Origin of the sequence: Streptomyces sp. NPDC049879 (assembly GCF_044461265.1) — a bacterium.
In the GTDB taxonomy this organism is placed as follows: domain Bacteria; phylum Actinomycetota; class Actinomycetes; order Streptomycetales; family Streptomycetaceae; genus Streptomyces.
Genome location: NZ_JBITKT010000004.1, coordinates 313,627 through 335,538 on the forward strand (window position 1 = coordinate 313,627; position 21,912 = coordinate 335,538).

The 21,912-nt window shown below is 75.0% G+C and carries 22 protein-coding genes; 9 read left to right on the forward strand and 13 right to left on the reverse strand.

Features of this window, described 5'->3' with window-relative positions; genetic code table 11:
- Nucleotides 1-9 precede the first annotated feature (9 nt).
- The gene (locus ACIBPC_RS16265; protein WP_398844977.1) at nt 10-1,425 is read right to left on the reverse strand and encodes a condensation domain-containing protein; all 1,416 of its coding nucleotides are present in this window, start codon (nt 1,423-1,425) and stop codon (nt 10-12) included.
- Between the two features lie 315 nt (nt 1,426-1,740).
- On the opposite strand from ACIBPC_RS16265, the gene ACIBPC_RS16270 reads away from it, so the two are divergent.
- The gene (locus ACIBPC_RS16270) at nt 1,741-2,943 is read left to right on the forward strand and encodes a cytochrome P450 (protein WP_398844980.1); all 1,203 of its coding nucleotides are present in this window, start codon (nt 1,741-1,743) and stop codon (nt 2,941-2,943) included.
- 155 nt (nt 2,944-3,098) lie between these two features.
- Nucleotides 3,099-3,656 carry a dihydrofolate reductase family protein gene (locus tag ACIBPC_RS16275; RefSeq protein ID WP_362967578.1) on the forward strand — a complete coding sequence of 186 codons (558 nt, stop codon included), beginning with the start codon at nt 3,099-3,101 and terminating at the stop codon, nt 3,654-3,656.
- 18 nt (nt 3,657-3,674) lie between these two features.
- Here the strand turns inward: ACIBPC_RS16275 and ACIBPC_RS16280 are convergent, their stop codons facing one another.
- The 8 genes from ACIBPC_RS16280 to ACIBPC_RS16315 form a co-directional block, all read right to left on the reverse strand.
- Nucleotides 3,675-4,931, reverse strand: coding sequence for a sulfite oxidase (locus ACIBPC_RS16280; RefSeq protein ID WP_398844985.1), 1,257 nt, complete (start codon nt 4,929-4,931; stop codon nt 3,675-3,677).
- A gap of 100 nt (nt 4,932-5,031) precedes the next feature.
- Nucleotides 5,032-6,543: an MFS transporter gene (locus tag ACIBPC_RS16285; RefSeq protein ID WP_398844988.1), complete on the reverse strand. Its 1,512-nt coding sequence runs from the start codon at nt 6,541-6,543 to the stop codon at nt 5,032-5,034.
- 87 nt (nt 6,544-6,630) lie between these two features.
- Nucleotides 6,631-8,001 (reverse strand): 8-oxoguanine deaminase, encoded by a 1,371-nt coding sequence (locus ACIBPC_RS16290; RefSeq protein WP_398844990.1) that lies wholly within the window; start codon nt 7,999-8,001, stop codon nt 6,631-6,633.
- 11 nt (nt 8,002-8,012) lie between these two features.
- On the reverse strand, nt 8,013-8,942 hold the full coding sequence (gene pucL / locus ACIBPC_RS16295) for a factor-independent urate hydroxylase (RefSeq protein ID WP_398844993.1): 930 nt from the start codon (nt 8,940-8,942) through the stop codon (nt 8,013-8,015).
- Between the two features lies 1 nt (nt 8,943).
- The gene (gene uraD / locus ACIBPC_RS16300) at nt 8,944-9,771 is read right to left on the reverse strand and encodes a 2-oxo-4-hydroxy-4-carboxy-5-ureidoimidazoline decarboxylase (protein WP_398844995.1); all 828 of its coding nucleotides are present in this window, start codon (nt 9,769-9,771) and stop codon (nt 8,944-8,946) included.
- A 39-nt stretch (nt 9,772-9,810) separates the two neighbouring features.
- On the reverse strand, nt 9,811-10,212 hold the full coding sequence (locus tag ACIBPC_RS16305; protein WP_398844998.1) for a helix-turn-helix domain-containing protein: 402 nt from the start codon (nt 10,210-10,212) through the stop codon (nt 9,811-9,813).
- The gene (locus tag ACIBPC_RS16310; RefSeq protein ID WP_362967591.1) at nt 10,196-10,483 is read right to left on the reverse strand and encodes a hypothetical protein; all 288 of its coding nucleotides are present in this window, start codon (nt 10,481-10,483) and stop codon (nt 10,196-10,198) included. Before ACIBPC_RS16310 ends, ACIBPC_RS16305 begins: the two co-directional genes overlap by 17 nt.
- Nucleotides 10,484-10,525: 42 nt before the next feature.
- Entirely contained in the window at nt 10,526-10,936 is a 411-nt protein-coding gene (locus ACIBPC_RS16315) for a DUF5955 family protein (RefSeq protein WP_362967592.1), read from the reverse strand.
- 550 nt (nt 10,937-11,486) lie between these two features.
- Between ACIBPC_RS16315 and ACIBPC_RS16320 the strand changes: the two genes are divergently transcribed.
- Complete coding sequence (locus ACIBPC_RS16320) at nt 11,487-11,954, forward strand: hypothetical protein (RefSeq protein ID WP_362967593.1); 468 nt, start codon at nt 11,487-11,489, stop codon at nt 11,952-11,954.
- A 10-nt stretch (nt 11,955-11,964) separates the two neighbouring features.
- On the opposite strand, the gene ACIBPC_RS16325 is transcribed toward ACIBPC_RS16320, so the two are convergent.
- Complete coding sequence (locus tag ACIBPC_RS16325; RefSeq protein ID WP_398845000.1) at nt 11,965-13,074, reverse strand: winged helix DNA-binding domain-containing protein; 1,110 nt, start codon at nt 13,072-13,074, stop codon at nt 11,965-11,967.
- A complete protein-coding gene (locus ACIBPC_RS16330; protein WP_398845002.1) occupies nt 13,022-14,203 on the reverse strand; it encodes an XdhC family protein in 1,182 nt (393 codons plus the stop codon). The genes ACIBPC_RS16325 and ACIBPC_RS16330 overlap by 53 nt, the downstream gene beginning before the upstream one ends.
- A gap of 199 nt (nt 14,204-14,402) precedes the next feature.
- On the opposite strand from ACIBPC_RS16330, the gene ACIBPC_RS16335 reads away from it, so the two are divergent.
- Together ACIBPC_RS16335 and ACIBPC_RS16340 are read left to right on the forward strand one after the other, a co-directional pair.
- Nucleotides 14,403-16,001, forward strand: a complete 1,599-nt coding sequence (locus ACIBPC_RS16335; RefSeq protein ID WP_398845005.1) for a PucR family transcriptional regulator — start codon at nt 14,403-14,405, stop codon at nt 15,999-16,001.
- 136 nt (nt 16,002-16,137) lie between these two features.
- Nucleotides 16,138-16,920 (forward strand): hypothetical protein, encoded by a 783-nt coding sequence (locus ACIBPC_RS16340; protein WP_362967597.1) that lies wholly within the window; start codon nt 16,138-16,140, stop codon nt 16,918-16,920.
- Between the two features lie 658 nt (nt 16,921-17,578).
- Here ACIBPC_RS16340 and ACIBPC_RS16345 read toward each other — a convergent pair.
- Nucleotides 17,579-18,301: a GntR family transcriptional regulator gene (locus tag ACIBPC_RS16345; protein ID WP_398845007.1), complete on the reverse strand. Its 723-nt coding sequence runs from the start codon at nt 18,299-18,301 to the stop codon at nt 17,579-17,581.
- Nucleotides 18,302-18,437: 136 nt separating this feature from the next.
- On the opposite strand from ACIBPC_RS16345, the gene ACIBPC_RS16350 reads away from it, so the two are divergent.
- From ACIBPC_RS16350 to ACIBPC_RS16360, 3 genes are all read left to right on the forward strand, one after another.
- On the forward strand, nt 18,438-19,268 hold the full coding sequence (locus ACIBPC_RS16350; protein ID WP_398845010.1) for a (2Fe-2S)-binding protein: 831 nt from the start codon (nt 18,438-18,440) through the stop codon (nt 19,266-19,268).
- A 217-nt stretch (nt 19,269-19,485) separates the two neighbouring features.
- The gene (locus tag ACIBPC_RS16355; protein ID WP_398845012.1) at nt 19,486-20,475 is read left to right on the forward strand and encodes a DUF2637 domain-containing protein; all 990 of its coding nucleotides are present in this window, start codon (nt 19,486-19,488) and stop codon (nt 20,473-20,475) included.
- A gap of 282 nt (nt 20,476-20,757) precedes the next feature.
- Entirely contained in the window at nt 20,758-21,078 is a 321-nt protein-coding gene (locus ACIBPC_RS16360; RefSeq protein ID WP_398845015.1) for a hypothetical protein, read from the forward strand.
- On the opposite strand, the gene ACIBPC_RS16365 is transcribed toward ACIBPC_RS16360, so the two are convergent.
- Complete coding sequence (locus ACIBPC_RS16365; protein WP_398845017.1) at nt 21,079-21,276, reverse strand: XRE family transcriptional regulator; 198 nt, start codon at nt 21,274-21,276, stop codon at nt 21,079-21,081. It abuts the gene before it with no gap.
- A gap of 492 nt (nt 21,277-21,768) precedes the next feature.
- Between ACIBPC_RS16365 and ACIBPC_RS16370 the strand changes: the two genes are divergently transcribed.
- Nucleotides 21,769-21,903: a hypothetical protein gene (locus ACIBPC_RS16370; protein WP_398845019.1), complete on the forward strand. Its 135-nt coding sequence runs from the start codon at nt 21,769-21,771 to the stop codon at nt 21,901-21,903.
- Nucleotides 21,904-21,912: the final 9 nt, after the last annotated feature.

The window sequence follows — 21,912 nt, forward strand, 5'->3', positions numbered from 1 at the left end:
GGCGACGCGTCACAGCGTCCCGTCGCGGACGACGTTCTCCACGGTCAGCCGCAGCGTGCGTACGAGTCCCGCCATCGTGCGCCGGGCCTGCGGGGTGTCGGCGTAGGCGGTGTTCACGTACAGCCCCGCGTCGTTGCGGTGGAACCAGAGGAAGACGCCGTTGCTGCGCTCCGCCCAGATGTGGCCGTGCGCCCGGCGCGCCGTGTGCAGCGCCGCGCCGGGGGTCCGCCGGAAGTCCATGAACGAGAAGAAGTTGACGGCGAACGGCCAGCTGCGGTCGCGCGGCCGGTCCGGCGTCAGCAGCTCGGGCAGCCGGACGAAGGGGACGTTGACGCTCTGGAGCATCGCGGACAGCGCCGAACGGACCGTGGCGGCCGTCCCCGCGAAGTCCACCGTGCCCGCCGTGCCCGCCGCCGCGCCTGCCACCGAGAACTCGACCGGCAGCGTGTTCACGTACCAGCCCATGCTGTGCGCCCAGACCCGCCGGTTGCGGCGGCTGACGGGCAGCAGGCCCCGGTACGTCTCCGGGCCGCCCTCCCGGTGCAGGCTCACCGCCATCGCCGCCAGCACACCGGCGGACAGGCTCACCTCGGCGGCGCGGCAGCGGGCGTCCAGGACGTCGGGCGCGGCGCCGGTGAGCAGGGCGTGCGTCTCGTTGACCACCGGGTAGAGCGCGTGGGGGTCGACGCCGAGGTCGAGCGGGAACCGGGGGAATATGCCGCCGTTCCGCTCGGCGAAGCCCCGCCAGTAGTCGAGGCGCGCGTCGTCGGGGCTCAGCGAGCCGCCGCGCGCCCGGTCCTGCGCGGCGAAGTCGAGATAGCTGCCCGTCTCCGGCAGTTCGACCCGGCGGCCGTGGGAGAGGGCGTCGTACGCCGTGGCGATGTCCTCGACGGCGAGTGCCGTGGAGACCCCGTCGGTCACCAGGTGGTCGCACGCGAAGAACACCGTCGTGGACGCCTCGCGCTCCACCGCGCCCATCACGAACCAGGGGCCGCGCAGGGTGTCCGTGCCCTGCATGAAGCGGTGCACGTACGCGCGGACACCGGCGGCCGAGGTGAACGTTCCGGCGTCCACCAGCTCCAGCTTGATCTCCTCCGGGTCGAGGACGTCCACCGCCAGCCCGTCGCCGGACACGGAGAAGACGCAGCGCAGCACCTCGTGGCGGCGCAGGAAGTGCAGCAGCGCCGCGCCGAGCGCCTCGCGGTCCAGCGGGCCCCGGATCTCGAACGAGCCGCCGACCGACGAGGGGCAGGGCACGTTCTCGCGGTCCAGGATCCGGGCGACGGCGAAGTGGTCCTCCTGGATGTACGAGGCGGCCGGGCGCGGGCGCGCGGGCTCGGCGGCGCCGCGCGTCGCGGTGACCACCCTCCACTCCAGGGCGTGCCCGGGTGCGATCTCCAGGTCTTCGACGGGAATCTGAAGCACTTCGGCCTTTCGTGCCGCGTCCTGCGGCTGCCGCCGGGTGCGGGCGGCGGGCGGGCGCGGGCTGCTGTCGGGTGCGGGCTGCCGGGTGGGCCGCCATCCGGATGCCGCGGTCGGGACGCGCCCACTCATCCGGCCTAACGAGCGGCCGGGTGCGCGGTGACGGGCCGCGGGGGCGGCGGCGCGTGCGCCCGTTCGTTCCATCGGGTGATCTTCACGGCGGAGTGCCGTCGCACCGGCGCGGTGCCGCCACGCTGGGACGGACGTGACCCGACCGTCCCGGCCGTCACCACCGTGTCGAAAGGCCCGAGAACGCCCATGCCTCCCACCGCCCCCTCGCCCCAGCAGACCGCCTGCCCGTTCCCGGTGAGCAGCGGCCCCGCGCTCAACCCGGAGTACGCCGCTCTGCGCCGGGGCCCGCTGCCGCGCGTGCGCCTGCCGCACGGCGGCGACGCCTGGCTCGTGACCGGCTACCAGGACGTCAGGACCGTGCTGTCCGACGCCCGGTTCAGCATCGCCGCGCCGCAGGACGGGGAGCAGCCCAGGATGCGCAGCGGCGCCAGGGCCGTCAGCGGGCTGTTCGCGCTCGACCCGCCGGAGCACTCGCGGCTGCGCTCGGTGGTGGGGCGCAACTTCACGCCGCGGCGCGTGGAGATGCTCCGCGGCAGGATCGCGGAGCTGACATCGGCCTGCCTCGACCGGATGGAGGCCGCCGGGCCGCCGGCCGATCTGGTGGCCCTGCTCGCCGCGCCCGTGCCGCCCGGGGTGCTCTGCGCGCTGATGGGCGTGCCGGAGGAGAACCACGGCCTCTTCGAGGACTGGGCGCGCCTCATCCTGTCCCACGAGCCGAGGCCCGACGAGATGGCGCGCAAGTTCGAGGAGTTCAGCGCCTGCCTGCGGGAGATGGTGGCGCGGCGGCGTGCCGAGCCGTCCGACGACATCATCGGCACGATGGTGCGGGCCTGCGACGAGGAGGGGCGCGTCTCGGAGGACGAGCTGTACGCCGTCGCCGCCGATCTGCTGAGCGCCGGTTTCCTGAGCACGTCCGACCAGCTCTCGGTGCTGGTCCACGCGCTGCTGGCCGGTCCGCGCCGGTACACGCGGCTGGTGGAGCGTCCCGACCTGATCCCGGCGGCCATCGAGGAGGTGATGCGGCACACGCCGCTGCTGTCGGCCTTCTCGTTCCCCCGGTACGCGACGGAGGACGTCGAGCTGGGCGGCGTGCTGGTGCGGGCCGGGGAGCCGGTCGTGCCGGTGGTCGCGGCGGCCAACCACGACCCGGGGGTCTTCCCCGACCCGGACCGGATCGACCTCGACCGCGACGCCGCGCCGCATCTGGCCTTCGGGCACGGGCCGCACTACTGCGTCGGGGCGCAGCTCGCCCGGCTCGAACTGCGGGTGATGACCGAGGCGCTGGTGTCGCGTTTCCCCCGGCTGACGCTCGCGGTGCCCGAGGAGCGCCTGTCCTGGCGTACCGGGCACCTGCTCAACGGCCTGGTGGAGCTGCCCGTCACCTGGTGACGGCCGCGCCGGGCCGCCCGTCGCGCAGATGTGACCTGGATCACATGAGAGATCCGCCGTCACGGCGATGAGTTCCGGCGGGGACGGCTGTCTGTACCCGTGAAGCCGGCGGGCGCGGGGAGGCCGCGGACGGGGCGGGGAGCGGAGGAGCTGTCATGGGATCGATCAAGGTGCACGAGTTCATCACCCTCGACGGAGTGATCGACGCGCCGATGTGGACCCTGGACTACGGGTTCACCGAGGGGATGAGCCGGGTCCTCGGCGGGGTCACCGCCTCGTGCTCCGCCATCCTGCTCGGCCGCACCACGTTCGAGGGCTTCGCCCCGGCCTGGTCGACCCGCACCGCCGAGGACGACGAGGGCGCGCCGTTCTTCAACGACACGCCCAAGTACGTCGTCTCCGGCACGCTGGAGGACGCGTCGGCGCAGTGGAAGAACTCGGAGGTGCTCGGCGCCTACGACCCGGAGGCCATCCGGCGGTTCAAGGACAGCGTGGACGGGGGCATCTACGTCAGCGGCAGCGGCACCCTGGTGCGCGCCCTGCTGGCGGACGGCCTGGTGGACGAGCTGCACCTGATCGTCTACCCGCTCGCGCTCGGCACCGGCCCGCGGCTGTTCCCGGAGGGCTCGCCGCGGACGCCGCTGACGCTCGCGGCGAGCGAGTCCTTCGAGAACGGCGCGGTGCACCTCGCCTACACCCCGGCGGCCTCCTGACGTGCCCCGCCCGGCGGTTCAGGCGGTGACCACGACCGGGTGGCGCACCACGCCGTTGAAGAGGTAGCCCTGTTCGTTGAACGGCGTGGTGTCCGGCTGCCGCGTGCCCGTGCTGTCCGTGGCGCGGGCCAGCAGGGTGGCCGCACCGGCGGCGCGCGGGGTCCAGGGCAGCGACCAGCGCACCCAGCTGTCGCGGCGCGGCACGTCGTGCAGCCGCGCGTGGTGCCAGCGCTGCCCGCCGTCCGTGCTGACCTCGACCGAGCGGATCGTGCCCGCGCCCGACCAGGAGCGCCCGGTCAGGTGGTGGGTGCGCCCGGCGGCGAACGGGGCGTCCCACGGCAGTTCGAAGGCGCTCTTCAGCGTCTGCCGCGTGAGCGGCGCGCTGCCGCCCTCGGGGTAGCCGGGGCCGAACAGCCGGTAGAGGTCGGTGTTCCAGGGCGAGTAGAGCGGCTCGGCCGAGACCTCGATGTCGCCGACCCACTTGACCGAGGCGATGCCCACCCAGGACGGCACGAGGACGCGGACCGGCGCGCCGTGGTCGGGCGGCAGGGGGCGGCCGTTCATCTCGTGGACGAGCAGGACGTCGTCCAGTGCCTTGGCGACCGGCAGCGGGCGGCGTACGTGGCCCATCGGCGTGCCGTCGGACGCGGTGGCCTCGGCGTCGAGGCCGCGCGGCTGGACGTCCACGGCGTGCCGGGTCAGTCCCGCGCGGCGCAGGACATGCGCGAGGCGGACGCCGCGCCAGCGGGCGACGCCGACCGCGCCGAGGGTCCAGGCGGTCCCCGAGGCGGTCTGGCCCTGCTGGGTGGCGTAGAAGCTGCGCCCGTTGCCCGCGCACTCGACGAACGCCGTGTGGGTGGTGGACGGCAGGGACTTCAGGTCGCGCAGGCTGAACTCGGCGCCCTCGCCGCGCAGTCCGCTCCCCCACACCCGCAGCCGCCACGATGCGGCGTCCAGTTCGGGCGTGGTGGTGTGGTTGCGGACGAAGAACAGTTCGTTCGGTGTGTGGAAGCCGGTGCCGCGCAGGCCGGACCAGCGGCTCTCCGCGTTGGTGCCGCGGATGACGAAGTGCTCGTCGGGCAGCGGCTTGACGATGCCGGGCACGGTCGGGCCGGCGTGGGCCGTGCCGGTGCCGCCCGCGCCCACGGCGCCGATCACCCCCGCCGCGGTGAGGAGCCGCAGCATGCCGCGCCGGGAGATGCCGTCGGCGCGCGCGGCGCCGTCGAGCCACTGGCGCATCCGGAGGCGGTCGTAGTCGCGTTCGTCGGTCGTCATGCGGTCGATCCTGGCGCGGGACCGCCGTGGGCACCATTGCCGTGCATTGCCGGATCGTGAAATCTCACCACGCCCGTCGCACCCACCCGCACCCGCCGTGTCAGTCGCGGGTCCTGCTCCCGGCGGACGCGCTGTCGGCCTGCTCGGCGGTGAGCGGTGTGGCGATGTCCTCCAGGCCTCTGCGTTCGGCCTTGACGCCGAGGAAGACCTCCACGAGCCCCGCCGCGACCATCAGCCCGGCGCCGATGCAGAACGCGAGGGTCGTCTCGGAGCGGATGCCGCTCTCGGTGAGCGACGCGAACAGCAGCGGGCCGCTGATGCCGCCCGCCGCCGTGCCCACCGCGTAGAAGAACGCGATGGCCAGCGCGCGCGTCTCCATCGGGAAGACCTCGCTGACCGTGAGGTAGGCCGAGGAGGCGCCCGCCGAGGCGAAGAAGAGGGCGACGGTCCAGCAGGCGGTGAGCGTGTTCGCCGACAGGGCGTCCTGCTGGAAGAGCCAGGCGGTGACGAAGAGGAGCAGCCCGGAGAGGATGTAGGTGCCCGAGATCATCGGCTTGCGGCCGACCGAGTCGAAGAAGTGGCTCAGCAGCAGGGGCCCGAAGAAGTTGCCCAGCGCGATGACGGCGTAGTGCCAGCCGGTGTCGGCGGTGGGGACGTCGTAGAACGTCACCAGGATCGTGGCGAAGCCGAACGTCACCGCGTTGTAGAGGAACGCCTGCCCGATGAAGAGCGCGAGGCCCAGGAACGCGCGGCGCGGGTAGCGGCTGAACACCGTTTTCGCGATGGTGACGAAGCCGATGGAGTGCCGCTGCTTGATGCTGATCTCCTGGTCGGCCGGGGGCAGTCCGCTCCCCCGTGCGCGGGCGGCGTCCTCGGCCTCGCCGACGACCGTCTCCGCCTCCTCGTCGCGGCCGTGGATGAACAGCCAGCGGGGGCTCTCCGGCACGTGGCGGCGCACCAGCAGGATGACCAGGCCCAGGAAGACGCCGAGGCCGAACGCGAGGCGCCAGCCGAGGTCCACCGGGAAGTTCTCGGTGCGCAGGAAGACCATGGACAGCAGCGCGCCCGCGAAGGCGCCGATCCAGAAGCTGCCGTTGATGACGATGTCGATACGGCCCCGGAACTTGCTGGGGATCAGCTCGTCGATCGCCGAGTTGATGGCCGCGTACTCGCCGCCGATGCCGAGGCCGGTGACGAAGCGCATCAGGAAGAAGAACCACGGTGTCCACGAGAAGGCCGTCAGCGCGGTCGCCACCAGGTAGACGGCCAGCGTGAGCAGGAACAGCTTCCGCCTGCCGAAACGGTCTGTCAGCCAGCCGAAGAAGAGCGCCCCGACGCAGGCCCCGGCGACGTATATGGCCGCCCCGAGGCCGGTGACCTGCGCGGCGGTGATGGCGATGCCGCTGCCCGGCTCGGCCAGGCGCTCCGCCATGTTGCCGACGAGGGTGACCTCCAGGCCGTCGAGGATCCAGACGGTCCCCAGGCCGATGACGATGCGCCAGTGCCAGCTCGACCAGGGCAGGCGGTCGAGGCGCGCCGGGACCGTGGTCCGGACGGTGCCGGTGCCAGTGCCGGTGGAATGCTGCTGCGGTGCTCTCTCGTGGTCGGACACGCCTCATTCTGTGCCCCGGTCACGCCGCCGCATGTGCGGCGATTTCGGCGGCGGCGTGTCGTACGGGCGGGCCGGTGGGCGGGCCGGTCAGCGTCCGGCGGCCTCGGCGAGGCGGCGCGCCTGCGCGCGGGCGGTACGGGCCACCGCCTCCTCGTCCGCCGTGAGCAGCCGCCCATCCCGCACGACGGGGACCCCGCCGACCAGCGACAGCGCCACGGGCGCGGGCGGGCCCAGGACCAGGGCGGCCACCGGGTCGGCGATGGTGGAGTGCCCCAGGCCGTCGAGCCGCCACAGCACGAGGTCGGCGAGCTTGCCCGGTTCGAGCGACCCCAGTTCGGCGTCGCGGCCGAGGACGCGGGCGCCGCCGATGGTGCCGAGGCGCAGCGCCTGGCGGGCGGTGAGGGCGCGTTCGCGGTGCGGGCCGAGGCGGTTCACGAGCAGGGCGTTGCGCAGTTCGGTGTGCAGTTCGCCCGCCTCGTTGGACGCGGTGCCGTCCACGCCGAGGCCCACGGGGATGCCCGCCGCCAGCATGTCGGGCACGCGGGCGATCCCGGCGGCGAGCCGGGCGTTGCTCGACGGGCAGTGCGCCACGCCCGTGCCGGTGCGGGCGAACGCGGCGAGGTCGTCGTCCGACATGTGCACGCAGTGCGCCATCCACACGTCGTCGCCGAGCCAGCCGGTGGACTCGAAGTAGGCGGTCGGGCCCATGCCGAACAGCTCGTGGCAGAACGCCTCCTCCTCCACCGTCTCCGAGCCGTGCGTGTGCAGCCGCACCCCGAGCCGCCGGGCGAGCGCGGCGGACTCGCGCAGCAGCTCCGTCGAGACGGAGAACGGGGAGCAGGGCGCCACGGCGATCCGCAGCATCGCGTCGGGCGAGGGGTCGTGGTGCGCGCGTACGGCGTCCTCGGTGGCGCGCAGGGCGTCGTCGGTCGTCTCGACGGCGAAGTCGGGCGGCAGGCCGCCGTCGGACTCGCCGCGGTCCATCGAGCCGCGCGCGGCGGTGAAGCGCACGCCGGTCTCGCGGGCGGCCTCGATCTCGGCGCCGAGGAGGTCGCCCGCGCCGCGGGGGAAGATGTAGTGGTGGTCCATGGCGGTGGTGACGCCGCCCCTGGCCATCATCGCGAGCGACGCCCGCGCGGCGGCGTGGACCATCTCCTCGTCGATGCGGGACCACATCGGGTAGAGGCTGACAAGCCAGTCGAACAGGTTGGCGTCCTGGGCGAGTCCGCGGGTGAGCCACTGGTAGAAGTGGTGGTGCGTGTTGACCAGGCCGGGGGTGGCGAGGTGGTCCGTGGCGTCGATCCTGCTGGTCACGTCGGTGAGACCGGCGGGCGCGGGCCCCGGGCCGAGGGACTCGATCCGGCCGCCCGCGAGGACGAGGTGGCCGTCCGCGTGCTCGGTGCCCTCGGGGTCGGCGGTGGCGATGGCGCAGTGCTCGATGACGGTCCTGCCGACCATGCGGGGTGCTCCTAACCGAAGGTGCGGGCGGTGAGGTCGGCCGGGATGCGGGCGTCGGCGCCGTCGCGCAGCACCGTCGCCTCGATGAGGCCGTACGGCCGGTCGGCGGCGAAGTAGACGGCACCGTCCGGGCCCTCGTTCTCCATGCCGAAGGGCGTCAGATCGACGGCGAAGTGGTGCTTGTTGGGCAGCGAGAGGCGGATCTCGGCCACTTCGGGGCGCCGTTCGAGGACGCGGGAGCCCATGGCATAGAGGGTCTGCTGGAGGGAGTACGAGTACGTGCCGGCGAAGGCGTCGAGCAGGTGGCGCGTGGCGTCGGCGTGCTCCGCGTCCCAGTCGCGCGCGGGGTCGGGTGCGCCGGTGTCCGCCTGCCGCCAGAGGGCGGTGACGTCGGTCGCCAGCACGCGGTCGGTGGTCTCTGGCAGCGTGGTCCACCGGTCCTCGACGTAGCCGCTGAACTCGGAGTCGGTCGTGTTCATCACCGTCACGCCGCTCACGCCGCTCAGGACCTCCCACGCCCGGTCCTCCGGCGCGTCGTCCGCGTACGTCACCTGCGCCGTCCGCACGCCGCGCCCGGAGCGGACGAACGAATGGGCCGCCTCGCCCGGCACGGGGACGCGGTCCCAGGCGTACTCCTCGACGCGCAGGCGCGCGCGGTGGACGGCGGGCTGGGAGGTGACGAAGTGCCGTGCCAGCAGCGCCGCGAACGCCTCGGGCGAGCTGATGCCGTGCTCGCGCGCGAAGGCGTAGACGGTGTTCTTGGTGGTGTCGGTGGTGAGGACACCGGCGTTGGAGCCGCGCAGGTGGACGTCCGCCATGTCGCCGGAGAGGGCGACCGACACGTTGAGGTCCCGCACATGGTGGACGGGCCCTTCGCGGGTGACGCGGACGACGCGCGTCTCGGCCTTGCCGTACTGGTTCTGCCCCAGCGTGGGCGGCATGTCAGCTCCCTCGGTAGACGGAGTGGCCGTACGGGCTCAGCAGCAGCGGCACGTGGTGGTGCTCGCCCGGCACGACCCGGAAGGTGACGGCGGCCTCGGGGAAGAACGGCGTGTCCACGGCGAACGTGAGCCGCGCCGCGTCGGCGCCGCCGGGCAGGGCGGGCAGCGCGCCGCAGCGTCCGTCCGCGTCGGTGTGCGCGGTGGCGTGCCGCGCCCAGGGGGCTTCGCGGCCGAGACGTACGGACAGGGTGACGGGCACGCCGGACGCCGGGCGGCCCTGGGCGGTGTCGAGGACGTGGGTGGAGACCGTGGCCGTGGACTCCGCGAGGCGGGTGAGGCGCAGGGCGTTGATGCGGCCGAGTTCGGTGCGGGTGACGGCCCGTTCGGTCGCGGGGTCGTTGCCGAGGCGGGTGCGGAGCGCGTCGCGGAGCTGGGTGGCCGTCAGGCCGGTGGCGCGGATCAGGAAGGTGTGGCCGAAACGTCCCTGGTAGGCGAGGTTGAGTTCCAGCATCTCCGCGCGCAGGGCCGCGTCGGCGTCGTCCATGCCGCGCTGCTCGCGGGCGGACGCGGGGTCGGCGGGGTCGGGGCGGCCGATGCGGGGGTGGGCGGCGACGGCGGCGTCGAGCCCCGCGGGGCCGAGGGCGGCGACGGCCGCCTCGTTGGCGGCGAGCAGCGCGCCGGTGTCCGCGTACGGGCGGGCCGCCAGCAGCCGGTCCGCCCAGTCGGGAGCGGCGCACAGGCGGTGGAGCGCGGCGCGGACCGCGCGGTCCTCCGCGCCGTTGAGCCAGGCGAGGCCGGGGGCGTCCTGGTGGGGCGGGCGGGACGTCATGACACCCCAGCTAAGCCGGAGGACGCGGCGCCGTCAACATTATGTTGATCGGTTGAGGTAGTTGTAGACCGTGAAGCGGGAGACGCCGAGCGCCTCGGCGACGGTCTCGACGCTGTGCCGCATCGCGAACGCGCCGCGCGCCTCCAGGGTCCGCACCAGCTGCTGCTTGGCGGACCTGTCCAGCTCGGACAGCGGCACGCCGTGACGCCGCGCCAGGTCGGTGAGGATGTGGTCGAGCGACTCGGAGAGGTGGGGCAGCCTGACGGCGGCGGCCACCGCGCCGTCCCAGGTGAGGACCACGTCGTCGTCGCCCGCGTCCGCCGGGTCGATCAGCCGTCCGCCGATGGCGTCGAGGAGGGGGGCGAGCGCGGCCGTGAACCGGGCGTCACCCCGCCCGTCACCCGGCGCGCCGTCCGGTGCGTCCTCAGCGCTCCCCGCCATGCGGTTCCCCCCGTTCCCGCCCCTGCCCGTCGGCGCCGAGGGTGCTGAGCTGGAGCGAGACGCGGGTCGCCCCGGCCGCGAGGGCGCGGCGCAGGACGGTGTCCACGGCGGCGAGCACCGCGTCGGGCGGCCCTTCGGCGCTCGTGCCGAACGGGCCGACGTCCACCGCGTCGAGCGGCGCGCCCGTCACCGCCTCGCGGGTCACCAGGGCGTGCTGCGGCAGGTTGTCCAGGTCGAACGGCTCGGTCGTGAATTCGATTCTGAGGCGCACGGGGCCAACCTAGCGCCGCCTCCGGCAGGGGCGGCGCGGCGGTCAGCGGAAACCGGGCGGCGGCCAGGCCGCCGAGGGCGACTCGCGGCGCTGCGGGAAGCCGTACGGCAGGGTGGCGGCGCGCGAGACGCCGAACATCTCCAGGGCCTCGCGCAGGGCGGCGACGCCACGGGCCAGCGCGCTGACCGAGCCGACGGCGGCGACGATCATCAGCAGCGACTCGCGCAGCTCGCCGGGCTCGCACGGGCCGGTGACGGCGAGCACGTCCAGGGCGTCCAGGGCGCGTTCGGCGATCTCCCGGTCGGCGAGCGGCGCCGGATACCGGTCGAGGTCCGTGCGCAATCGGCGGACGGCTGACTGGAGGCCCGCGATCCGCGGGTCGGTACCGGCGGCGCTGCCACGCTGCGCACCGGTGAGTGCCGTACGGGCCGTTTCAGCTTCTCCTGCCGCCACTCAGCCCCTCCCTGCCCTGTTGTCATCCGCCATCGCTCACCCCCGCCGCGCGCCCGCACCTACGCGGGCGACCGGCGGGCCGGACAAGGAAAGTAAATATCACTGTCCGCGCACCACGCCATACGGAGGGCGAGGTTCCGTGTCACATTCCGGTGAAAAAAAGCCGGAAAAAGCTCGACGCAACGTCACCACCGCCCGTTCGCGCCGATCGCCCGGAAGCGTCCGCCGGACCTCCCGCGGGGCTGACCGGCGGGCCCCGCATCGGGGAGACTGGAGACCCCGCCCGCCGGAAGTACCGTCCCTGGAGCGCCAGATGGCCAGAAGCGTGCTCGTACGCTGCCCGGACTGCCACCGGGAGCACACCTATGTGCCGCCGGAATTCCCCTGCGTCTGCGGCGCCCCGGTGACCGTCGCCGTGCTCACTTCGGGTGTTGCTCCCGCGATTTCCGTACGTCACCGATCCTGGTCAGCGTCCTGGACGGAAGTTGACTGCGAACGGTGCGGTCACCCCGGCCAGTGGCCGCAGCCGGAGTTCTGCTGCCCCTGCGGCGTGACGGTCCGGCTGACGCGCGACGAGCCGCCCGCGCCGGACGGCGGGCCCGCGGCGATCGGCGCCGCCACGGGGCGGCCGCCGTTCGGCCCGGTGGCGATCGAGACGGCGTACGACGGCGTGGCCTGCGCCGCCGAGTATCTCGTGTGGCTCGGCTTCTGGGGCGTGCGGGGCGCCGTGCCGAGGCCGCCGTCGGGGCTCGACCTGCGCGGCCCCTCGGTCGTGGGCGTGGTGGACCAGGGCACAGAACCCACCGGCGTGCGCCGCGTCGAGACGCTGTGGCTGCACGCGGCGTCGGCGAACGCGATGCCGATCGCCTTCTCGGTGGCCGGATTCGACGCGCAAGCGCGCCTGTGCGCGGAGCGGCTGCGGATGCCGCTGTTCGCGCTCGAACTGTCCGGGACGCCCCGGCCGGTCAACAGGGCCGCCGAATCACTGTTCGAGGAGGGTGCGCCGGGCGGCCCGTAGACGGCGCGGCTCACTCCCAGCGCAGGTCGTGCCGCGCCCCCGGGTGGTGGAACGCGAGCAGCGCCGCGCCCTCCTCCTCCAGACCGGCCCGTTCGGCGGCGGACGGCTCGTCCAGCGGCGTGAGGACGAGGGTGGCGGCCGAGTCGGCGCGGTCGGCGTCGAAGCGCCATGTGCCGCGTACGAAGCCGTCCGCGAGCCAGACGGGAAGCGCGTAGTTGCCGCGCCAGGACATGGCCTTGGCCTCGGCGGAGATGACGCGGGTGCGGTCCGCGTGGCCGAGGAAGACGTTGTCGTACTCGGGCAGGAAGCGGACGGGCGCCGGGACGTCCTCGCCGGGGCGCGGCGCGTCCCGCAGGTCGAACAGCTCGACGCCGTTCTCGTCGCGGAAGACGGCGAGTTCGTCCCGCAGGCGCGTGAACGCCGCCCGCAAGCCGGTGAGTCCCGACCAGTTCTGCGCGTCCTTCACCGAGGCGGGGCCGAAGGCGGCCAGGTAGCGGCGCACCACCGCCTCGGCCGCCGCGCCGGGGGCGTCCGGGGTGAGCGGGGTCCCGAGCCAGTGCTCGGCCGTGGTGTGCCGGACGGCGCCGCTCTGCCGCCACAGGCCGCGCGGCGGCACCTGCACCAGCGGCAGCCACGAACGGGCCGCCTGCCCGAGCGCCTTCGGCGGGCTCGCCGGCGCCTCGGCGGCCAGCGCGGCGCCGAGGTCGGCGAACGTCATCGGCGCCGCCTCCACCAGCTCGCGCGCCAGCGCGGTCATCCGCCCGTGGTCCACCTCGCCCAGCTCACGCAGGAAGGCGGCGCGGAAGAGCGCGTCCGTCGCGGGCTGGAAGAACGGCCGCAGGACCGGGCAGTCGGCGGCCGTCACCGTGTGGATGGTCGAGCGCTGGAGCGCGATGCGGACGAACTCCCGCGCGGCGAAGCGGCGGGAGAAGTCGTCGGGGTCGAATCCGGCCAGCCGTGTCCACAGCGCGGTGTAGTGGTTGCCGGGCACCTGGGTCTGGAGGCCCACGAGGTGTTCGACCGCCTGCCGCGCGTCCACCGTGGCGCGGGCGAGGAGGAGCTGCCGTTCAAGCAGCGCGCGGTTGAGGGCACGCCGCGTCAACACCTCGGGTGATGTCATGGCCAGAGCTTACGGGCCCGGCCGCCGGGTGGATCGGCAGGTCCGTGCCGGTCAGGAACGTGCCGGAGCCGCCGCGCCGCAGCGCGACGATCTCGGCCGCGATGGACAGCGCCGTCTCCTGCGGCGTCCTGGCGCCGAGGTCCAGGCCGATCGGCGAGCGCAGCCGCGCGAGGCCCGCCTCGGTGACCCCGGCCTCGCGCAGCCGCCGCAGGCGGTCCTCGTGGGTGCGGCGGGAGCCCATCGCGCCGACGTAGGCGAACGGGCGGGCGAGGGCACGGGTGAGCACCGGGACGTCGAACCTCGGGTCGTGGGTGAGGACGCACACGGCGGTGCGGGTGTCGGGCCGCTGCCCGTCGAGGTAGCGGTGCGGCCAGTCGGTGACGACCTCGGCGGCGTCCGGGTAGCGGTCCCGCGCGGTGAAGGCGGGCCTGGCGTCGCAGACCGTGACGCGGTGGCCGAGGAACGCCCCGGCCGTGGCGAGCGCGGCGGCGAAGTCCCCCGCGCCGAAGACGAGCAGCCGGGGCGGGGGGACGTGCGACTCGACGAGGAGCGTGCGCCGCGCGGCGCCGCGGCCGACGCGTACGGTCCCGGTGCGGCCCGCGTCCAGCAGCGCGGCGGCCTCGGCGGCGGCCGAACGGTCCAGCGCGGCGCCGCCGCCGAGCGTGCCGAGCGGGGCGGCGCCGGGCCGGACCAGCAGGGCGCCCGGCGCGGAGGCGGGCGGGCCGTCCGTGACGCGGACCAGGGCGGCGGCCTCCCCGTCGGCCGCCGCGTCGAGCGCCGCCGCGAGCACGGCGCGGCCCGCCGCGGCGGCGGTGACCGGCGTGACCAGCACCTCGATGGCGCCGCCGCAGGGCAGGGCGGGGGCGAACGGGTCGGCGCCGCCGCCGTCCCCCGTGGCGAAGCGCTCCCGCCGCGTCGCGCCGTCGGCGAGCGCCTCGCGGCACAGCTCGTGGACGGCGGCCTCCACGCAGCCGCCCGAGACGCCCCCGGCGACCGCGCCGTCCGCCGCGACGGCGAGGGCGGCGCCCGGGTCGCGCGGCGCGCTGCCGTCCACGGCGGTGACGGTGGCGACGGCGAAGTCGCGGCCCTCGGCGGCCCAGAGGCGCAGGGTCACGGCGAGGTCGAGCATGGTGCGTCCCTCCTCCTGGGGTGGGGCCGGCCGGGATGGGGCCAGTAGACCCCGGCGCGGGCCGCCGGGGGCAGTCACCGATGGGCAGAAGCGCCCGGCGGGCCGCTTCCGTCCTCTTGTAGATTCGTACGAGGACGCGGGGCCGACCTGCCGGACGGCGGCCGGCCTGCGGAATCACTCGTTCGAGTGGGGGCGGTTCATGCGGCTGCACGCACTGCTGGAGGACGGAACGCTGGGGCTGCGCCTGCTGAGCGGCGCGCACGGCCTCGACCGCCCGGTGCGGGGCGTCATGACGACGGACCTGCGCGACCCGAGCCGCTACCTGCGCGGCGGCGAACTGGTCCTGACCGGCCTCGCCTGGTGGCGCGGCCCGGCGGACGCCGAGCCGTTCGTCCAGGCCCTGGTGGACGCGGGTGTGGCGGGACTGGCGGCCGGGGACGCCGAGTTCGGCTCGGTGCCCGACGCGCTGACGGAGGCCTGCGCGCGCCGGGGGCTGCCGCTGTTCGCGGTGGCCGAGGAGGTCGGGTTCGCCGAGATCACCGAGCACGTGGTGCGCCGCGTGTCCGCCGGGCGCGCGGGCGACCTGGCCGCCGTCGTCGACAGGCACCGGCGGCTGATGGCGGCCGACCCGGCGGGCGGCGGACCGCGCGCCGTGCTGGACCTGCTCGGCTCCGAACTCGCCCTGCCCGCCTGGCTGCTGACGGCCACCGGCACGCCGGTCGCCCGGCAGACGGGCCGCGCGGCCCTGCACCGCGGCGTCGCCCGCGACCTGGCGCGCCACCGCCTCGCCGCCACCCGCGCGGGGCGGCCCGGGCCGTGGACCGTGGGGGCGGGCGGCGCGGCGTACACCGTCTTCGCGGTGCGCGCCGAGGACGGCGGCAGCGGTGACGACCCCGGGGCCCTGCTCGCCGACTGGCTGCTCGCCGTCAGGGCCGACGCGGGCGAGTGGCCCGGCCAGCGGCGCGACCTGCTGGACGGCGTGTCCCGCCTCCTCGCGGCGGAACGCGACCGGCGCGAGGCCGCCCGTACGGTGCGCCGCCGCCTCGCCCGCGAGGCGCTCGACCTCGTGACGATCGGCGCGCCGCCCGCCGAGGTGGCGGCGCGGCTGCGGGTGGCGGGGCCGCTGATCGAGCCGGGCGGCGTGGCGGGGCCGCAGTGGCAGGTGGTGGTGGCGCGCCTGGAGTGGGCCGGCCAGGAGGGCGGAGGCCGGGCCGCCCGTGCCGTGCTGGAGGAGCTGCTGCCCGCGTCCGCCGTGGCGCGGGGCGACGGGGAGGCCGTCGCGCTCGTGCCCGTGACCGAGCCGCTGCGCGCCGGGAGGCTGCTGCGGCCGGGGACGCGGGAGGTGCTGGCGGCGGGCCTCGGGGACGACGGGCGGCTGACGCTCGGGGTGAGCGGCGCGGTGGCGTCGGCCGAGGGGCTGCGCGGGGCGCTGGAGGAGGCCAGGCACGCGCGGCGGGTCGCGGCGGCCAGGGCGGACGCGGTGGCCGTGGCGGGGCACGAGGAGCTGGCGTCGCACGTGCTGCTGCTGCCGTTCGTGCCGGACGACGTGCGGCGCGCGTTCACGGCGCGGCTGCTCGAACCGCTGCGCGCGTACGACCGGGAGCACGGCGCGGAGCTGGTCCGCACGCTGGAGGCGTTCCTGGAGGCGGACGGCTCGTGGACGCGGTGCGCGGCGCGGCTGCACGTCCACGTCAACACGCTGCGGTACCGCGTCCGCCGCATCGAACGGCTGACCGGCCGGGAGCTGACGCGTCTCGAGGACACGGTGGACTTCTTCCTCGCGCTGCGCCTGCGGTAGCGCGGCGCCGGGCGGGGGCGCGCGGCGCGACTTGTGAACAAATTCACGCAGCCCTCTTGGCCATGCCGGGCGGCTCGTGCTGAGATGCAGTCACATCACGTACGTATCTCGGCCCGACGAAGCGCTGGAGGGGCATGTGACGGAGACCGCCGTACCAGTTTCCGTGAGGTCGTCGAGCGGGGACCCGCTCGACGGCGCGGTATGGCGACTACGGTCACGGGGCTGTTGGGAGGACGCGGCGAGCCTGCTGGAGCCCCGGGCGGCGGGCGAGCCGCGCGCGGCGCTCGCGCGCGCCGGACTGCTCGTGGAGCGCTGCATGTTCACCTCGGAGGGGTGGGGCAGGGCCGAGGAGGCGCTGCGGGCGGCCGAGTCCGTCGCGCACACCGACACGGAGCGCGGGGCCGCCGCCTGCGAACGCGGGTACCTCGCGTTCGCCTCGACGCTGCTGAAGGTGCGGGACAGGGCCGACGAGGCGCGTGCCGCGCTCGGCAGGGCGGCGGCGCTGCTGGCACCCGGCGCGCCGGGGCGGGCGCTGCTCGACTTCAGGCGCGGCCTGATGGCGGAGCACGTCAGCGGCAACCCGCAGGCGGCCGAGGCCGGTTACCGCCGCGCGCACAACGAGGCGGTCGGGCAGGGGGACGCGCTGCTCAGCTCGTACACCTGGCAGCGGCTGGGGGCCCTGGCGGTGCTGAACGGGGACGTGGCCGAGGCGCGGCACGGGTTCACCGAGTCGCTGCGGCTGCGGGAGGAGGCGGGGTACCTCGTCGGGGTCGCGCCCGCGCTGGCGGCGCTCGCCGAGGTCGAGCCGGAGCCGGAGGCCGCCAGGCTGCGCGGCGAGGCGACGCGGCTGTTCCGGCTGCTCGGCGGCGTCCCGCGCTGGCTCGGCCCGAAGCTGGCCGAACCGCTGCCGGAGGACTGACCGCCCGGCACTGGCGGCGGCATCGCTCCGGGCGACGCCGCCGGACGGTCGGACGGCCGGACGGCCGGGAACCGGTCCGGGGGAAGCGGGCGCGAGCGGCGAGGCGCGGATGCCCCGGGCACATCGGGGCTCACCGCAGCGGCGTGAACACGGCGGACGTTCCGCCCCACACCGCCTCGTCGGCAGGCCCCCGAGCATCGGCGCCCAGGGCCAGCCCCGCACCCGGCGGCAACGTGAAAGCGCGCAGGCACCGCACAGACACCGCCCGCACCCCGTACCGGCCCCCGCATACGGCAACCGCGTGAAAGCGCGCACATGCCTCTCACGTCGGCATCCCGCGCCCCTCGGAACGGCCGAGCCGCATGGCTCTCCGGGGCAGCCGACGCGGGTGCGCCCCACCGTCTCGGCTCACCATGACGCGACACCGAGGAGCGGCGCACGCACCCTCGGCGCGACATCGCGGAGCGGCGTCCTGATCGCCGCGCACGCCCTGTGGTGGGCGCCGCTGCGCGCCCGGTCGCCCGGGTCCGTGCGTCACGTCGGTGGAAACGGCGGGCGGGGCGGCGGGGCCGTTCGGTTCGCGGGCCCGGAAGCGGTGGCGGCGGGGAGCGGGAGGCGGGGCGGTACGGGGAGGAGGGGCCGCGACCGGGCGGGGCGGTCAGTCGGTGGCGGGGGGAGGGGCCAGGTGCTCGTGGGCCAGGCGTTCGGCCGTCGCGAGGTCGCCCGTGCACAGGGCGTCGAGCAACGCGCTGTGGGCCAGCGCGTCGGCCAGTAACTGCGCCGGACCCGGCCCCCCGTCCTGGGCGGACGGCATCTGCGACCTGCGGTGCAGGTCCTCGGCGACGGCGACCAGGTGCCGGTTGCCCGTCAGCGCGAGCAGCGAGCGGTGGAAGCGGCGGTCGGCCTCGGCGTACCCGGCGCGGTCGCCGACCCGGGCGGCGGAGACCGTCGCCTCGGCGAGGGGCCGCAGCTCGGACCAGCGCTCGGCGGGCAGCGCGCGGGCCAGCCGCAGCAGCGCGGGCACCTCCAGGGCGGCGCGTACCTCGGCCAGCTCGGCCGCGTCGCGGCGGCTGCGGCCCGCGATGCGGAAGCCGCGGTTGGGCACGGTCTCGACGACGCCCTCGCTGACCAGCCGCTGCATCGCCTCGCGCACGGGCGTGGCGGACACGCCGTACCGCTCGGCGAGGGTGGGGGCGGAGTAGGTGGCGCCCGGTTCCAGCTCGCCGGAGGCGAGCGCGTCGCGCAGCGCGGCGAGGACCTGGGCGCGCACGGAGTGGCGCTCCGGGAGGGTGCGCGGCCTGACGGGGAGCGGGGGGCGGGCGACCGGCGGCGGGGCGGGGCTGGTCACGCCGGGTGCCTGCTCCGGCCGGGTGAGGTCCATTCGTCCGCTCCGTCCCCTCCTGCCCGTGATTTCACGCGGTGCCAGCACCCTAGGCGCAGTTGGCCCGGCAGCAAACCCCGGGAAACGTCAGGTAAGGTAAGGCTTACCTGCACAAGATCACGGAATCGGTGGTTCCATGACCGTCCCCGCCCTGGCCACGGCCTCGCCGCTGCGGCCCGCCTACGACCGCGTCACCGAGGCGCTTCCCGTCCTTCGCATCAGCGAGGGACCCGGACGCCCGGCCGACGGGCCCGGCTGGGTGCGGGCCGACGCGCTGGCGGCGGGCGGCGCGGAGCTGGACGCGTACTGCGCCTGGGACGCCGAGCAGATCGTGCGGGACTACGGACAGGAGGGCCGCCCCGACGTCGTCGCGGCGTTCGCGCTGCACCGCTACGCGTGGCCGACCGCCGTCCTGTTCACCGTCCCCTGGTTCCTGCTGCGGCGTGTGCCGTGGCTCGCACCGGAGGACGTGGCGTTCCACCGGGGCGATTACCGGATGAGTGTACGGACCGGCGCGTTCAGCTGTCTCCCCGACGACCCCGCCGCGGACGACCCGCGGGCGCGGGTGGTCCCCGACGAGGACGCGCTGCGCGCCGCCCTGCGGCAGGCGGCGGCCGACCACCTGGGCCCCGTGCTCGCCGCGTTCGGTCCGCGCATGCGGCGCGGGCGGCGCGCCCTGTGGGGCTCGGCGACGGACGAACTGGTCGAGACGCTGTGGTACTTCGGCAGCCTCGTCGGCGAGGAGGAACGCGCCATGGCCGAGGCCGGGCTGCTGTTCCCCGGCGGGACGGCCCCGTACTCGGGCGGCGCCTCGTTCCGCGAGCTGACCGGGCCCGCGGGCGAGCGGCTGACGACGCGTGACCGCGCGAGCTGCTGCATGTTCTACACGGTGCGGCCCGAGGACACGTGCGTCACCTGCCCGCGCACCTGCGACAGCGACCGCGTGGCGCGGCTGGCCGCAAGCTGATAACAGATTGCTCAACCCGCCACGCCTGTTTCGGCAGGTTGGCACTCGTTAGGGGGTTTCGCCCCGGAATACGGCTGACGAGTGCTCAGGTAGCATCCACAGTTCTTCAGTAGCGCCACGTCTCCGGGCCATCATTCCGATTCCGCCGGACGACCATGGTCACCACGAATCCAGCACAGGTCGCGCGCACTCGGCGCGCCTGGCGAGGGGCAGTTGCATGACACTGACGGACATAGACATCAGCTGGGCGGTGGCGGGAGCCGTACTGCTCGGCGGCATGCTGCTTGCGGTGGTCCTGCTCACGCGCGGCCGCAAGCCCTCGGGCGAGCATGCCGACACCGGTGACTCCTGGGAGCGCCTGGAGGCGGCCAGGCGGCGCCGGGAACGCATCTACGCGGGCGCCTCGTACACCCTGCTGTTCTGCTGCGCGGGCGTCGCGGCGGCGCTGTCGTTCCAGGGCCTCGTCGGCTTCGGACGGCAGAACCTGGACCTGTCGGGCGGCTGGGAGTACCTGGTGCCGTTCGGCCTCGACGGCGCGGCCATGTTCTGCGCGGTGATCGCGGTGCGCGAGGCCAGCCACGGCGACTCGTCCATGGGGTCGCGGCTGCTGGTCTGGCTGTTCGCGGGCGCCGCCGCCTGGTTCAACTGGGTGCACGCGCCGCGCGGCGGCGGGCACGAGGGCGCGCCGCACTTCTTCGCGGCCATGTCGCTGTCGGCCGCCGTGCTGTTCGACCGCGCGCTGAAGCAGACGCGGCGGGCGGCGCTGCGGGAACAGGGCCTGGTGCCGCGTCCGCTGCCGCAGATCCGCTTCGTCCGCTGGATGCGGGCGCCGCGTGAGACGTACGGCGCCTGGTCGCTGATGCTGCTCGAAGGGGTGCGGTCGCTCGACGAGGCCGTCGAGGAGGTCCGCGAGGAGCGCCGCACCAAGGAGGGCGAGCGCGACCGGCGGCGTGAGCACCGGCAGTTGGAGCGCGCGCGGCTGAAGGCGATCAGCCGTCAGCACCGTGGCTTCGGCAAGGGGCGTGAGCGCGTCGAGGTCGCGGCAGTGGCGCCGACACCGGAGCCGGCCGCCCTGGAGGCGGGGAGCGCCGGGCAGGCGCGGCCCGCGCTGGACGCGTCGCCCGCCCTGACGTCGTCCCTCGCCGAGGACGGCAGGCTCGACTCGCTGGAGGAGAAACTGGCCCGGATCGAGCGGCAGTTCGGCTGACCGCCGCACTGTCAGCGGCAGGTGCACGGCCCGTCGGCGCACAGGCGTCCGGCGGGCCGCCCGTCTGTCCGGGGTCGCACAGGGCCGGGCGCGGGCGCCGCTGATGCTCCTGTTGATCGTCAAGCCTTCTCGGCAGAGTAAGCGCCGTATGGTTGCCGGATGCGGTATCTGGCGGAGTCGTTTCTTGTCGGGGCCCTGCGGCGGGGTCGTTCGGTCGAGCAGTTCCTTGGGCCGTGCGGCTCGGCAGGACGCCCGGGGGTCCGTTATGTAGAGGTTCGTGCGGTGAAGACGTCCTTCGAGGTCTTTCTCCACACGGTTGAGGACGTCGGTGGTCAGGGCTTCTTCGACCTGGGCGAGTTCCCGCCGTTTGATCCCGATGACGAGGCCGGCGAGTTCGGGCGGCTCCTGGGCATGGCTGAGGACCCGCTGGCTGCACTGATCGTTGCCGAGCAGTGCACTGGCGCGGGGCGGGGCCGGTGGGTCAACGAGGGGATCGTCCAGGACGAGTACGGCGACTTCGTGCGCGCGGGCCGGCCGTCGGATGCTTCTCCCGGCGGCTGGCTGTGGCCCGAGATGCCGGACGTGACATGGCCTCGCGCGTGATCAGGCAGCGGTGAGCCAGTCCCGGTAGGTGTGGGCGAGGTCGTCTCGGTGGATGCCGCGTTCGAAGGGGGAGATGGTGGCGGGCCACACCCCGAAGTGGCGGGCTGCGGCGGTGAGGGTGATGTTCTTGGACTGCCGCAGTGGTCGCAGGTCGGCGATGCCGGGGACGGTGACCGTGGTGGTCAGGCAGCGGAACATCTCCCGGGCGATGGCCCGTTTCAGCAGCCGGATGATCTCCTTCTTCGTCCGGCCGGCGGCGGTCTGCCGGACGACGTAGCCGGCTCGCCCGGCTGCATCGCCTTCGGGAGCAACGGCGGCGACACGTGGGCCGTCGACTCACGCCGGGCTCCAACGGACACGTCGGGCAGGTGATCCTGGTCGGCCACGAGCGGAGTCTCGGCGCGGAACTCGTGGCCGACTCCCTCACCGACTTCGTCCTCGGCCGGATCCGCGAGGAGGGCCGCCGCCGTCCCGGGGAAGGACTACCCGCCGTGGCCACGATCGACGGAGGGTGGGCCGATCAGCCTCGCCCCCCTCGCCGGGCTGCCCCGCCTGCGGACCCTGACCGCCCTCCCCGGCACACTGGCCGACCCCCTGGAGATCGCCGGGCTGGCCGGTCTCGAATACCTCCGCCTGGGCGCGCACGAATGGCGCGCGCTCCTGGACGCGGGGGCCGTCCCGCCCGGCCTGATGGCGGCGGCCGTCACGGTGCGCGACGAGAACCACCTCCCGGTCGTGGACCTCGCCAACGAGATCCTGGCCCTCCGGGGCAGGCCCGGGATCGCCCAGACACTCCTGGAGGGCGATCTCGGTCCCGCGGCCTGACGCCCCGGG

Bases quoted from the DNA above. Each gene is read 5' to 3' on its own strand.
- ACIBPC_RS16270 (WP_398844980.1), top strand. From the start codon at position 1,741: ATGCCTCCCACCGCCCCCTCGCCCCAGCAGACCGCCTGCCCGTTCCCG.
- ACIBPC_RS16275 (WP_362967578.1), top strand. From the start codon at position 3,099: ATGGGATCGATCAAGGTGCACGAGTTCATCACCCTCGACGGAGTGATC.
- ACIBPC_RS16280 (WP_398844985.1), bottom strand. From the start codon at position 4,931: ATGACGACCGACGAACGCGACTACGACCGCCTCCGGATGCGCCAGTGG.
- ACIBPC_RS16290 (WP_398844990.1), bottom strand. From the start codon at position 8,001: ATGGTCGGCAGGACCGTCATCGAGCACTGCGCCATCGCCACCGCCGAC.
- pucL (WP_398844993.1), bottom strand. From the start codon at position 8,942: ATGCCGCCCACGCTGGGGCAGAACCAGTACGGCAAGGCCGAGACGCGC.
- uraD (WP_398844995.1), bottom strand. From the start codon at position 9,771: ATGACGTCCCGCCCGCCCCACCAGGACGCCCCCGGCCTCGCCTGGCTC.
- ACIBPC_RS16305 (WP_398844998.1), bottom strand. From the start codon at position 10,212: ATGGCGGGGAGCGCTGAGGACGCACCGGACGGCGCGCCGGGTGACGGG.
- ACIBPC_RS16325 (WP_398845000.1), bottom strand. From the start codon at position 13,074: ATGACATCACCCGAGGTGTTGACGCGGCGTGCCCTCAACCGCGCGCTG.
- ACIBPC_RS16330 (WP_398845002.1), bottom strand. From the start codon at position 14,203: ATGCTCGACCTCGCCGTGACCCTGCGCCTCTGGGCCGCCGAGGGCCGC.
- ACIBPC_RS16335 (WP_398845005.1), top strand. From the start codon at position 14,403: ATGCGGCTGCACGCACTGCTGGAGGACGGAACGCTGGGGCTGCGCCTG.
- ACIBPC_RS16345 (WP_398845007.1), bottom strand. From the start codon at position 18,301: ATGGACCTCACCCGGCCGGAGCAGGCACCCGGCGTGACCAGCCCCGCC.
- ACIBPC_RS16350 (WP_398845010.1), top strand. From the start codon at position 18,438: ATGACCGTCCCCGCCCTGGCCACGGCCTCGCCGCTGCGGCCCGCCTAC.
- ACIBPC_RS16355 (WP_398845012.1), top strand. From the start codon at position 19,486: ATGACACTGACGGACATAGACATCAGCTGGGCGGTGGCGGGAGCCGTA.
- ACIBPC_RS16365 (WP_398845017.1), bottom strand. From the start codon at position 21,276: ATGTTCCGCTGCCTGACCACCACGGTCACCGTCCCCGGCATCGCCGAC.
- ACIBPC_RS16370 (WP_398845019.1), top strand. From the start codon at position 21,769: ATGGCGGCGGCCGTCACGGTGCGCGACGAGAACCACCTCCCGGTCGTG.